Source organism: Vogesella amnigena (assembly GCF_042648905.1).
Classification (GTDB): Bacteria; Pseudomonadota; Gammaproteobacteria; order Burkholderiales; family Chromobacteriaceae; genus Vogesella; species Vogesella amnigena.
Genome location: NZ_JBHRYH010000002.1, coordinates 75934 through 88113 on the forward strand (window position 1 = coordinate 75934; position 12180 = coordinate 88113).

The 12180-nt window shown below is 65.4% G+C and carries 12 protein-coding genes and 1 riboswitch; of the genes, 8 read left to right on the forward strand and 4 right to left on the reverse strand.

Annotated features, from left to right (window positions below; all coding sequences use genetic code 11):
* Window positions 1-83: 83 nt before the first annotated feature.
* The 3 genes from pdxA to ACFOKJ_RS00765 all read right to left on the reverse strand — a co-directional run bounded on the left by pdxA (window position 84) and on the right by ACFOKJ_RS00765 (window position 4732).
* Window positions 84-1070: a 4-hydroxythreonine-4-phosphate dehydrogenase PdxA gene (pdxA, locus tag ACFOKJ_RS00755; RefSeq protein ID WP_390276071.1), complete on the reverse strand. Its 987-nt coding sequence runs from the start codon at window positions 1068-1070 to the stop codon at window positions 84-86.
* A 207-nt stretch (window positions 1071-1277) separates the two neighbouring features.
* On the reverse strand, window positions 1278-2555 hold the full coding sequence (locus ACFOKJ_RS00760) for a peptidylprolyl isomerase (protein WP_390276072.1): 1278 nt from the start codon (window positions 2553-2555) through the stop codon (window positions 1278-1280).
* Window positions 2552-4732, reverse strand: a complete 2181-nt coding sequence (locus ACFOKJ_RS00765; protein WP_390276073.1) for an LPS-assembly protein LptD — start codon at window positions 4730-4732, stop codon at window positions 2552-2554. Before ACFOKJ_RS00765 ends, ACFOKJ_RS00760 begins: the two co-directional genes overlap by 4 nt.
* A gap of 89 nt (window positions 4733-4821) precedes the next feature.
* On the opposite strand from ACFOKJ_RS00765, the gene amgK reads away from it, so the two are divergent.
* The 8 genes from amgK (at window position 4822) to ACFOKJ_RS00805 (ending at window position 10921) form a co-directional block, all read left to right on the forward strand.
* Window positions 4822-5868 (forward strand): N-acetylmuramate/N-acetylglucosamine kinase AmgK, encoded by a 1047-nt coding sequence (gene amgK / locus ACFOKJ_RS00770; protein WP_390276074.1) that lies wholly within the window; start codon window positions 4822-4824, stop codon window positions 5866-5868.
* A 116-nt stretch (window positions 5869-5984) separates the two neighbouring features.
* On the forward strand, window positions 5985-6686 hold the full coding sequence (gene murU / locus ACFOKJ_RS00775; protein WP_390276255.1) for an N-acetylmuramate alpha-1-phosphate uridylyltransferase MurU: 702 nt from the start codon (window positions 5985-5987) through the stop codon (window positions 6684-6686).
* Window positions 6683-7213 (forward strand): crossover junction endodeoxyribonuclease RuvC, encoded by a 531-nt coding sequence (ruvC, locus tag ACFOKJ_RS00780; RefSeq protein WP_390276075.1) that lies wholly within the window; start codon window positions 6683-6685, stop codon window positions 7211-7213. Before murU ends, ruvC begins: the two co-directional genes overlap by 4 nt.
* 82 nt (window positions 7214-7295) lie before the next feature.
* Complete coding sequence (locus tag ACFOKJ_RS00785; protein ID WP_390276076.1) at window positions 7296-7769, forward strand: hypothetical protein; 474 nt, start codon at window positions 7296-7298, stop codon at window positions 7767-7769.
* Window positions 7770-7818: 49 nt separating this feature from the next.
* Complete coding sequence (locus ACFOKJ_RS00790; RefSeq protein ID WP_390276077.1) at window positions 7819-8769, forward strand: prenyltransferase; 951 nt, start codon at window positions 7819-7821, stop codon at window positions 8767-8769.
* Window positions 8770-8785: 16 nt separating this feature from the next.
* Entirely contained in the window at window positions 8786-9379 is a 594-nt protein-coding gene (gene ruvA, locus ACFOKJ_RS00795; RefSeq protein ID WP_390276078.1) for a Holliday junction branch migration protein RuvA, read from the forward strand.
* 2 nt (window positions 9380-9381) lie between these two features.
* Complete coding sequence (locus tag ACFOKJ_RS00800; protein WP_390276079.1) at window positions 9382-10128, forward strand: SDR family oxidoreductase; 747 nt, start codon at window positions 9382-9384, stop codon at window positions 10126-10128.
* Between the two features lie 16 nt (window positions 10129-10144).
* Complete coding sequence (locus ACFOKJ_RS00805; RefSeq protein ID WP_390276080.1) at window positions 10145-10921, forward strand: NYN domain-containing protein; 777 nt, start codon at window positions 10145-10147, stop codon at window positions 10919-10921.
* A 200-nt stretch (window positions 10922-11121) separates the two neighbouring features.
* Here ACFOKJ_RS00805 and ribB read toward each other — a convergent pair whose 3' ends face one another.
* Window positions 11122-11754, reverse strand: a complete 633-nt coding sequence (ribB, locus tag ACFOKJ_RS00810) for a 3,4-dihydroxy-2-butanone-4-phosphate synthase (RefSeq protein ID WP_390276081.1) — start codon at window positions 11752-11754, stop codon at window positions 11122-11124.
* 126 nt (window positions 11755-11880) lie between these two features.
* Window positions 11881-12021: riboswitch (FMN riboswitch) on the reverse strand.
* Window positions 12022-12180: the final 159 nt, after the last annotated feature.

A 12180-nucleotide genomic window follows, 5' to 3' on the forward strand; every position in this document is an offset into this window, starting at 1 on the left:
TGCGGCGGCCGGGAATATGACTTTGTGCTGATCGGCGCCTTTTTTGCTGCGCTGCAACAAAAAAGGCGCCGATAGCGACAGGCTTAATTGCGCTGGCTGGCTGCCAGCGCCAGGGCCAGCTGGGTGGCTTCGAACAGGCTGCCGGGGTCGGCGCGGCCGCTGCCGGCCAGATCCAGCGCGGTGCCGTGATCCACCGAGGTGCGGATGATGGGCAGGCCCAGGGTAATGTTGATGCCGGTGCCAAAGCTGGCGTGCTTGAGCACTGGCAGGCCCTGGTCGTGGTACATCGCCAGCACCGCGTCGGCGCCGGCCAGTTTGTCCGGGTTGAACAGCGTGTCGGCCGGCAGCGGGCCGATCAGGTTCATGCCTTCTGCCCGCAGCGCGGCCAGCACCGGCTCGATGACATCGATCTCCTCGCGCCCCATGTGGCCGCCCTCGCCGGCATGCGGGTTGAGGCCGGCCACCAGGATGCGCGGCGCTGGCAGACCGAACTTGTGCGTGAGGTCGGCATGCAGGATGCGGATAACCGCGCTGAGGCCATCGCGGGTGATGGCATCCGGCACAGCTCGCAGTGGCAGGTGGGTGGTGGCCAGCGCCACGCGCATGCCGCCGCCGGCCAGCATCATCACCACCAATGGGGTATGGGTGCGCTCGGCCAGGTACTCGGTATGGCCGGAAAACGGCACGCCGGCCTCGTTGATCACCCCCTTGTGCACCGGTGCGGTGACCATGGCGGCGAATTCGCCACGCACGCAGCCGTCGATGGCGGCGTCCAGCGTGGCCAGCACGTAGCGGCCGTTGGCCGCATCCAGCTGCCCGGCCACGGCCGGCGCGGCCAACGGTACGTGCAGCACTTCCAGTGTTCCCGCTGCAGGGTTGGCCGCAGGCTGGTAGTCCTGCAGCTGCACGTTCAGCCGCAGCTCGGCGGCGCGCTGCTGCAGCAGCTGCTTGTCGGCGATCAGCACCAGGCGGGCAGGCAGTGCCAGCTCGGCCAGGCGCAGCACGATGTCGGGGCCGATGCCGGCGGGTTCGCCAGCGGTGATGGCCAGTACGGGCAGGGTAGGGTTCATGGCAGGTGCTATGGCGGAGTACAAAGCAACGGAGCCGGCAGGTGCTGGCTCCGGTCATGCCTTATGGGCTCCTCGAAAAACTCCAGCTTTCGTCGCGATACTGCGTTGCTCACGAAAAATTTCTCCTTACATATCAAATATATGCTGCGTCGAAATTTTTCGTTCGCGCCTTGCCTCGCTTAAAAATCCGGGCTTTTCTAGGCGCCCTTATTTCTCGATCAGGCGATCATCGATGAAGGCGGCGGCGCGTTGCTGCTCCAGCCAGTCGGTATAGCTCTGCTCCATCTTGCGCTGGCGCAGCTGCTGTTTCAGCCCCAGGCGCTCGCGCTCCTCGCTGACATTCTGGCTGCGCACTTCGTCCAGGCGCAGGATGTGCCAGCCGAACGGGGTTTTCACCGGTTCGCTGACTTCGCCAGCCTTCAGCGCATGGAAGGTGCGCTCGAAGTCCGGCACGGTATCGCCATCGGACAGCCAGCCCAGATCACCACCCAGCGCCGCGGTGCCATCCTCGGAGAACTGCTTGGCCAGGTCCTCGAACTTGGTGCCGCGCTTCAGGCGATCCTGCACTTGCAGGATGCGGTTGTAGGCATCGGTTTCCGAGGTGGCTTCATTGGTCTTGATCAGGATGTGGTGCACCTTGTACTGCTGTACGAACTGCGGAGCCTTGTCGTTGCGCTTTTCCACCAGCTTGAACAGGAACAGGCTGCCGCTGGTGCGCACGATGTCGGTCACGCCGCCTTGCGGCAGCTTGTCCAGCATCTGCGAGAAATCGGACGGCAGTGAGTTGGCGCTGCGCCAGCCCATGTCGCCGCCCTGCAGTGCGTTCGGCGCCTCGGAGTAGCTGGCGGCTACCTGGGCGAACGGTTTGCCGGCCTTCAGTTCGGCTGCGGCCTGCAGCAGTTTCTGCCGGCGCTGCTCGAACACGACACTGTCGGCACGCTCCGGTACGTTCACCTGGATCACCGCCAGCCGGTATTCGGTGGTGTTGAGCGTGCTGGTGCTCTTCAGGATCTGGTCGACTTCCTGGTCGCTTACCGTGACGCGGCTGGCGATTTCCTGTTCCCGCAGACGCTGCAGCAGCATGTCGCGGCGCAGCTGATCGCGCAGTTGTTCCAGCGTCATGCCATCTTGTGCCAGCAGTTTGCCCAGGCCCGGCAGGTCGGTCTTGTTCTGCTGTGCCACGTTTTGCAGCGCGTTATCCAGTTCCAGCTCGCCGACACGGATGCCGCTCTTGCTGGCGTACTGCAGCTGCAGCTGTTCGTTGATCATCTGATCCAGCACCTGGCGCGACAGCAGCTGCGCCGGTGGCAGCTCGATGTTCTGGCGCTTGAGGTTGCCGCTGACCAGCGCTTCGCGCTGTTGCAGTTCGGACAGGGTGATCACGCTGTTGTTGACCACGGCAACGATGCGGTCAACGGTGCTGACGGCATGGCTGGGTGCGGACAGGGCGGCAAGCAGGCTGGCTGCAAGGAGAAGCTTTTTCATTCTGTCTCCGGAATGTTGTTGATATCGCTGTAGCCCGGAATGGCCAGGCGCAGCGTTTCCATGGGGTTATTGCCGAGACTGCTCAGGTCTTTCAGTTCCAGCTGCAGGTAGACGGCATTCTTGTACTGGCTGACGTCGGTCAGATAGCGTTCGCCCACCACGCGCACGATCCAGCAACCCTGGTTGTACTCCACGCCAGCCAGACGCTGCAGCACCTTCTTGTCCTGCAGCGAGTAGTTCTGGCGCGCTACCAGGTACCAGTTGCGCGCAATCGGCCACTGGCCGGCGATGTCGACGGTGCGCAGCGGGCCGTAGTTGCCGTCATTGTCCAGCAGTTCGTTACGGCCAAAGCGATAGCGCACGCTCAGGGTCTTGCCTGCGGCCGGACTGTAGCGCAGCTGGGTGGTGAAGCGCTCGGTTTTTTTCAGCGCCTGGTTGTACTGGTAGCTGGCATCCAGCCGCAGCGCGCTGGAGAGGTCGCCCCCCACGCTGGACAGAATGTCGGAACGCTTCTGTTCGCGGCTGGCAGTGCTGCCGCTGAGGGTGATGTCGTCATCGTTCAGATAGAAGCGCTGGCCGATGGCCACGCGCAGTCGTTCCAGCCCGCTCTCGTTATCCTGCAGGCGGCTGGTGACGGCGGCGGTGACCTGCTTGGCGGCATTGATGCGGTCATAGCCGGAAAAGCGGTTTTCGCTGAACAGCTGGGCAAAGCTCAGATCGTTTTCCGAAGTATCGAAGTTCGGCAGCTGGCTCTGGTCTTCGCGTGGGATGTTGACGAAGTACAGCCGTGGCTCCAGCGTCTGGGTCAGGGCGCGGCCCTGGAAGCTGGTGTCGCGCTCGAAGAACAGGCCGCTGTCCAGCGTGGTGATCGGCAGTGTGCGGTTGTGGGTGCTGGCCGCGGCGCCATTGTAGGCATCCAGCGAATAATGGGTGTAATGCAGGCCGGCCTTGGCCAGCAGGAAGCCCCACGGCTTGTCCAGCCTCCAGCTGATGCTGGGGTAGGCGACACTGCGCCAGCCATCCTGCAGCGTGCGATGTTCGAAGCGGGTGGTTTCACTTTCCAGCTGGGCGCGGAAACTGCCGAATTGCCGGCTGCTGGCAATGGTCAGCTTGGGTACCCGCGCATATTGCTCGGTGCCGCCAGCCAGGGTCTGGTAGCGCGAGGCGCTGAGATTGAAGCTGGCCCAGCCTGGGTTGTAGTTCATCCAGGCCTGGCGCAGCAGGTTGCTGCTGGTGGCCGCGGCGGTGCTGTTGCCGAAGTCGTCGTAGTAGTCCGGGTCCGACACGATTCTGCCGTCCAGCCCGAAGGTCAGTTGCTGGTTCAGCTGCTGCTGGTGTTCCAGCTGCCACATGTGGCGATCGGTATTGGCTTTCTTGTCGCCCGGCAGCTGTTCGGTATACACCCGACCCTGGTAGCCCGGCTGCAGGTAGCGGGCTTCCAGTCCCAGCATGGTGCCGCGCTGTTCGATATAGCGCGGGGTGATGGTGGCATCGTAGTTGGGGGCGATGTTCCAGTAATACGGTACTGCTACCTGCAGGCCATCGCTGCCGGTGGTGATGGTGGGGAACAGCAGGCCGCTCTTGCGGCCGCCATCCAGCGGGAAATCCATCCACGGCGTGTACAGGATGGGTACCCCCTCGAACTGCACCCAGGCGTTTTTCGCCACGCCGACATTGCGGCCATAGTCCAGGTCGAGGCTGCCGGCACGAAGGTACCAGGAATCGTCACCCGGCTCGCAGGTATTGGCGCGGGTGCCTTGCAAACGGTACTTGCTCTTGCCTTCCATGATCAGTGCATCGGCATGGCCGCGCAGCACGCGGCGGTCGTGGCCAAAGGCGAAGTCGGCATTGCGGGCGCTGCCGCTGTCTGTGGCCAGGTAGGCTTCTAGCGCGTCGGCATCCACCGCGCCATCCGGCTGGCGCATGCGCGCACGGTCACCGGCGCGCAGCAGTTGCTTGTCTACATAGTATTCCAGCCAGTCAGCCTCGAACTGCTGGCCATCACGGGTGGCCTTCACCGAGCCGGTGGCGCGCAGTTGCTGCTCCATCTGGCCGGAAATGGTATCGGCCTCCACCTGCAGCGAACCCAGCGGCAAGGTCTCCGCGAGGGCAACAGGGGCGAGGAACAAGGGCAGCAGGGCCGCGGACAGCGGCGCAAGACGAAAGCGGGAGCGCATGGATAACATCAGCCTGTCGGTGAGTGTGGGGGCTGGTCAAAGCGGGTTACAATCGCGTCATTGTACCCAATTTGCCGATATACGCGACTATGCAGCGACTCGAAGCCCTCAAGGCGTGGTTGGCCACGCAGTTTCCCGGTCAGGATATCGCGGTGGAATTCGCCGCCGCCGATGCCGATTTCCGCCGTTATTTCCGCGCCATCTTTCCGGATGGCAGCAGCCGCATCGTGATGGATGCGCCGCCGGACAAGATGAATACCGACCCCTACGTGGCGGTGCGCGACGTGCTGGCGCCTGCGGCCAAGGTGCCGGCCATCGAGCTGCGCGACCGCGAGCAGGGCTTCATGCTGCTGCAGGATCTGGGCAAGGTCACTTTCCTCGCCGCCCTGCAGCACGACGAGCGCCCGATGGTGCACAAGCACCTGCTGCTGGAAGCCATCGATACCCTGATCGACATCCAGAAGATCAGCCAGCCGGGTGTGCTGCCGGAATACGACCATGCGCTGCTGATGCGCGAGGTGAGCCTGTTTCCGGAATGGTTTGCCGCCAAGGAACTGGGCAAGCCATTCACCTTTGCCCAGCGCCAGCGCTGGGATGCGGCGCTGAAAGTGCTGCTGCCGCGCATCGAGGCGCAGGCCAAGGTGTATGTGCACCGCGACTTCATCGTGCGCAACCTGATGCTCACCCCGGATCGCCCCGGCGTGCTGGACTTTCAGGACGCGGTGTACGGCCCGATCAGCTACGACCTGGTGTCGCTGCTGCGCGACGCCTTCATCGGCTGGGACGAGGAATTCGTACTCGACCTGGTGGTGCGCTACTGGGAGAAAGCACGCGCCGCCGGCCTGCCGGTGCCGGAGCAGATCGACGACTTCTACCGCGATTTCGAGTGGATGGGTGTGCAACGCCACCTCAAGGTGGCCGGCATTTTCGCCCGCCTGTACCACCGCGACGGCAAGGACAAATACCGCGGCGAGATTCCGCGCTTCATCAAGTACCTGAAGAAGACCACTCGCCGTTACAGCGAGCTGCTGCCGCTGTTCCAGCTGCTGGTGGAGCTGGTGGGGCTGGACGAAGACGACAACGACGACAGCATCCAGTCGGTGTTCAGTGCCACCAAGCTGTCCTCGGATCAGTAAAGGCGATTGGCCACGAAAACCACGAAATAACACGAAATTTTGCGCCAGGCAGGGTAGAGCCGATGCCGGACAGTGTTTCGTGCCTTTCGTGGGGTTCGTGGCAGGAAAACACCATGATGAAAGCGATGATCCTTGCCGCCGGCCGCGGCGAACGCATGCGGCCGCTCACCGACCACACCCCAAAACCGCTGCTGCCGGTAGGCGGCCAGCCGCTGATCGCCTGGCACATCCAGCGCCTGGCAGCTGCCGGCTTTGACGACATCGTCATCAACCACGCCTGGCTGGGGGAGAAGATCGAAACCGCGCTAGGTGATGGCAGCCGCTACGGCGTGCGCCTGGCCTACTCGCGTGAAGCCACGGCGCTGGAAACTGCCGGCGGCATCGCCACCGCCTTGCCACTGCTGGGCGAAGCACCGTTCCTGGTGGTGAATGGCGACGTGCTGACCGATGTCGATTTCGCCGCCTTGCGGCCAACCCTGGCGGCACTGGATGGCAAGCAGCATCTGGCGCATCTGCTGCTGGTGGCCAACCCGGCCCATCACCCGGGTGGCGACTTCGGCCTGCTGGCGGATGGCCGGCTGTCGGCCAATGCCGCCGACGGCATCGGCCTGACCTTCTCCGGTATCGGCCTGTACCACCCGGCGCTGTTCGCCAGCACGCCGGCGCAGCAGCCGGCTAAGCTGGCACCGCTGCTGCGCACCGCCATGGCGCGTGGCCAGGTGAGCGGCGCGCGCCACGACGGCCTGTGGCTGGACGTAGGCACGGTGGAGCGGCTGGCGGAGGCCGATGCCATCGCCAAGGGTTGGCCGCAAGCGTGAAGCGCCGCATCCTCGGCATCGACCCAGGCAGCCGCATCACCGGCTTCGGGGTGATCGACATTGTCGGCAACCAGCGCCACTACGTGGCCTCCGGCGCCATCCGCACCCCGCAGGGCGCCACCCTCGCCGAGCGGGTCAAGGTGCTGGTACACGGCATCCACCAGGTTATCGATACCTACCAGCCCACCGAATCGGCGCTGGAACAGGTGTTCGTCAACGTCAACCCTGCAGCCACGCTGATGCTGGGCCAGGCCCGCGGCGCCTGCATGACCGCGCTGGTGCTGCGCGATCTGCCGGTGGCCGAGTACACCGCGCTACAGGTGAAGCAGTCGGTCGTGGGGCAGGGCAAGGCCCCCAAGGAGCAGGTGCAGTACATGGTGGTGCGCATGCTGAATCTGTCCGGCACGCCGCAGGCCGATGCCGCCGACGCGCTGGCGGTGGCGCTGACCCATGCCAGCCACAGTAGCGGCGCGGTGGGCAAGCTGGCGCTGCAGGGGCTGAAGGTGCGCGGCGGGCGGCTGGTGTAGCCGGCTGGTTTTCTTGCCCGTGGCCAAGGTTGGCCGCAAGGATGTTGCCCACACTGTTGCCATCAGAATATTGGAGCCTGCCATGTGGAACGACTACGCCATTGCCCGCGCCCTGCACGTGCTGGCCATCCTGCTGTGGGTGGGCGGCGTCGCCTTTGTCACCGTGGTGCTGATTCCGGCCATCCGCCACCACATTCCGGCACAGCAGCAGTACGCACTGTTCGAAACCGTGGAGCACCGCTTTGGCGCCCAGGCGCGGCTATGGGTGCTGCTGGCGCTGGGCAGCGGGCTGTGGATGCTGCACGTCACCGCCGGTTGGGCGCGGTTGCTGGATACCGGCTGGCTGCAGCTGATGCTGCTCGCCTGGCTGCCGTTCTTCCTGATGCTGTTTCTGCTGGAGCCGCTATTCATCCACCGCTGGTTGCGGCAGCGCGCGGCGCGTGACCCGGCCGGCAGCATGCGCCTGCTGCAATGGCTGCATGTGGGCCTGCTGGCGCTGACGCTGGCTGCCGCCGTGGCAGGGGTGGTGGGGGCGCACGGCGGCTGGCGTTTCTAGTGGCTGTGCGTAGAGTGCATAACACTCTGCTTTGCGGTATACCGTAGCCATGAAATCCACCTCTCTGCACCCCGGCGAGCCGGCCTATGCCGCGCTGGCCGTCCTCCCGTCGCGCTGGCTGCTGGCCACGCGCCCGGCCTTCCTGACCCTTACTCTGGGTGGCGTAGTGCTTGGCTTTGCCGCCAGCGGCGCGGCCTGGCAGCAAGCTTGGCCGCAAGCGCTGCTGGCCTTGTTGCTGGCGCTGCTGTGCCACGCGGCGGTGAACGTGATCAACGACGTGGCCGACCACGACAACGGCAGCGATGCGGCCAACGCGGCGCGGCAGTTTCCGTTTACCGGCGGCAGCCGCTTCATCCAGAACGCGGTGCTCAGCCGCCGCGACATGGCGCGGCTGGCGCTGGGGCTGTTCACGCTGGTGATTGCCGGCGGCCTGCTGCTGGTGTGGCGCAGTGGCCCGTGGCTGCTGGCCATCGGTGTGGTGGGTGTGCTGCTGGGCTGGGGCTATTCGGCGCCGCCGCTGCGGCTGAACAGCCGGGGCTGGGGGGAAGTGTGCGTGCTGCTGTGCTTCACCCTGCTGCCGCTGGGCGCGCAGGTACTGCTCACTGGCACGCCGTCGCTGCCGCTGCTGGCGGCGGCCTTGCCCTACGGCCTGCTGGCCGCCGCGCTGCTGTACATCAACCAGTTTCCGGATCGTGATGCCGACGCATTGGCCGGCAAGCGCCACTGGGTGGTGCGGCTGACGCCGCAACAGGCGCGCGTCGGCTATGTGTTGCTGGTCGGCACGGCGGCGCTGTTGCTGCCTGCCGGCGTAGTGGCTGCCCTGCTGCCGTGGCAGGCGCTGCTGGCTTTGCCGCTGTGGGGGCTGTCGGCACGGGCGGCCGCCACGCTGTGGCACAATGCGGCGCAACCGGCCCGGCTGCGCCCGGCCATCATCCAGACCATTGTTGCGGCCAACCTGTACCCGCTGCTGATGGCGCTGATTCTGACCCTGTATTCCTGACTGAAAGACCCTGCGCATGATCGGACGACTCACCGGCAACCTGATCGAGAAACTGCCGCCGCAAATCACCGTGGATGTGAACGGCATCGGCTACGACGTGGATGTGACCATGACCACCTTCTACCAGCTGCCGGTGCTGGGGCAGAAGGTGACGCTGTTCACCCACCTGGTGGTGCGCGAAGACGCCCACCTGCTGTACGGCTTTGCCAGCCGCGACGAGCGCGAAACCTTCCGCCAGCTGATCAAGGTCAGCGGCATTGGCGCCAAGATCGCGCTGGCCATCCTCTCCGGCATGACTGCCGACGAGCTGGCCATCGCGGTGGCCAGCGAGGACATCAAGCGGCTGTCGTCGGTGCCCGGCATCGGCAAGAAAACCGCCGAGCGCCTGGTGCTGGAACTGCGCGGCAAGCTGGCCACCGGCGGCAACCTCACCGTGCCGGGCGGGCTGCCATTCGCCGCCACGCCGGATGAAAAGAGCGACATCGTCAATGCGCTGCTGGCGCTGGGCTACAACGAGAAGGAGACCGCCGCGGCCACCAAGGGTCTGCCGGCGGAGGTTACCGTCAGCGAAGGCGTGCGCCTGGCGCTGAAGAACCTGATGAAGGGCTGAACATGAGGAAGGTGCTGCTGATCACCGGCGCCAGCCGCGGCATCGGCGCTGCCACCGCAAGGTTGGCCGCGCAGCAGGGCTGGGCGGTAGCGGTGAACTATCACCACAACCACGCTGCGGCCGAGGCGGTGGTGGCCGACATCCGCGCCGCCGGCGGCAAGGCTGTGGCGATTGCAGCCAACGTGGCGGACGAAGTGGACGTGCTGCGCATGTTCGCCGAGTGCGAAGCGGCGCTAGGGCCTCTGTCGGCGCTGGTGAACAACGCTGGCGTGCTGGAGCAGCAGATGCGGCTAGACGAAATGAGCATGGCGCGCTGGCAGCGCATCATGGCCACCAATGTGCTGGGCCCGCTGCTGTGCTGCCGCGAGGCGGTGAAGCGGCTGTCCACCCGCCACGGCGGGCCGGGCGGCGGCATCGTCAATGTCTCCTCCGCCGCCGCGCGGCTGGGCTCGCCGGGTGAATACGTGGACTACGCCGCCAGCAAGGGCGCACTGGACACGCTGACCATGGGCCTGGCCAGGGAAGTAGCCGCCGAGGGCATGCGCGTCAACGGCGTGCGCCCCGGCTTCATCTACACCGAGATGCACGCCGACGGCGGCGAGCCGGGCCGTGTTGACCGCGTGAAAAGCGCGGTGCCGATGCAGCGCGGCGGCCAGCCGGAAGAAGTGGCGGCTGCCATTCTGTGGCTGTTGTCCGACGCGGCATCGTTTACCACCGGCCATTTGCTGGATGTGGCCGGTGGGCGTTAATACCTGAGGAGGCGCAATGCCAAACGTAGCGGTACTGATAGACGCGGACAATGTGTCGCCGGCCTGGATCGAGGACGTGCTGGAAGAGGCCGGCAAGCTGGGTGTGCTGGCGCTCAAGCGCGTGTATGGCGACTTCAGCCGCCACGACAAGGCCTGGCGCGAGCTGTGCGCGCGCTTCGCCATCCACCCCATCCAGCAGTTTCCCAACACCAAGGGCAAGAACGCTTCCGACATCACCCTGGTGATCGACGCCATGGACATGCTGCACTCCGGGCGCTACCACAGCTTCTGCCTGGTCTCCAGCGACAGCGACTTCTCGCGGCTGGCCACCCGGTTGCGCGAGGACGGGCTGGAGGTGTGGGGCTTCGGCGAGGAGAAGACGCCGGGCGCCTTCGTCAACGCTTGCAGCAAGTTCGTGTACGTGGAAGTGCTGGCCATGGCCGACGAGGTGGCCAAGGCGGAAGAGGCCGGCAGCAAGGAAGGTGCTCCCGACAGCAGCCGGCAGCAGCCAGTGGCGCGGGTGTTGCGGCCACTGGATAAAAAACTGCGTGCCCAGTTCCAGAAGGGCATCGAGAGCATGGACGACGAGGAAGGCTGGGCCGACCTGGGCGGCGTGGGCAGCCTGCTGGGGCAATGGATGCCGGACTTCGACCCGCGCAATTACGGTTTTGCCAAGCTCTCCGACCTGGTGGTGAAGTCCGGCTGGTTCGAGGTGTACAAGGCCGGTGGCGGCCGCGGCGGGGTGTCGATCCGCCTCAAGCCGGGCAACGGCGGCGGCAAGAAGGCGAAGTAGCTGTATTGCCGTAGGGTGGGCAAAGCGCAGCGTGCCCACCAGTATCTTGTCGGTGGGCACGGCCCTTGGCCTTAGCCCACCCTACGGGCTGACTCTATGTGTCGTGGGTAGCCCGGATAAGCGCAGCGCATCCGGGAACGACGAGTCGGTGCTTTCCCGGATGCGCTGCGCTTATCCGGGCTACGGGTGGTCGCACTAGCTCAATGCGCGTTGCGCTCCAGCCATTCCACCAGCTCGGCCACGGTCAGTTGCGGCAGGCCGTGGCGTTCTGCGTAGGCATCCAGCTCGGCGCCGCGCATCATGCTGCCGTCCGGATTCATCAGTTCGCACAACACGCCGGCCGGGCTGAAACCAGCCAGGCGCGCCAGATCCACCGCTGATTCGGTATGGCCACGGCGTTCGCGCACACCGCCGGCGCGGGCGATCAGCGGGTAGACATGGCCGGGGCGCGCCAGATCGGAGGGCACTGCCTGCGGGTTGATGGCGGCGCGGATGGTGGTGGTGCGGTCGGCGGCGGAAACACCGGTGCTCACGCCCTCGGCGGCCTCGATGCTGACGGTGAAGGCGGTGCCGTAGCGGCTGCCGTTGTTGGGCACCATCGGCGGCAGTTCCAGCCGTGCGGCGTGTTCCGGGGTCAGGCACAGGCAGACAATGCCGCTGCAGTCGCGGATCATGCGCGCCATTTCTTCCACGCTCAGCGCGTCGGCGGCCAGGATCAGGTCGGCTTCGTTTTCGCGGTCGTGGTCGTCGGCGACGATTACCGGCAGGCCGCGGCGCAGTGCGTCGAGCGCGCTGTGGATGCGCAGGGAAAGGATGTCGGTGTTGGCATTCATGGGAACGGTCCTCAAGTACGGCGTTTGAGAAACACGTCACCGGGCAGGAAGCGGCGGCCTTGCGGCCAACCTTGCGCCACGCGGAATGCGCGCGCAGACACAGAGCCGCGCATGGCGCGGAACTGGCGTCATCTTCTTTCATCCGGACTGTTACCGTCGGCTCTGGATTCGCACCAGATCTGCTGACCCTTCACATGAAGGCGCTCGCGGGCTTGGCCTTGCAGCCTTACCGCCGGTGGGGAATTGCACCCCGCCCCGAAGACGTACGGGCCTTCCGCAATACAGCTAACTTCACGATCTTGCGAGCTAGAGCGAGACAAGGCGAAAACGGCTGAGGAAGCGGAGTTGACATGCAGTCAATGAGCATTCCGAAGACGTTTTCAACGCAGTATCGCCGACGCGCAGCAGATCGTGCGGAAGGCAAGG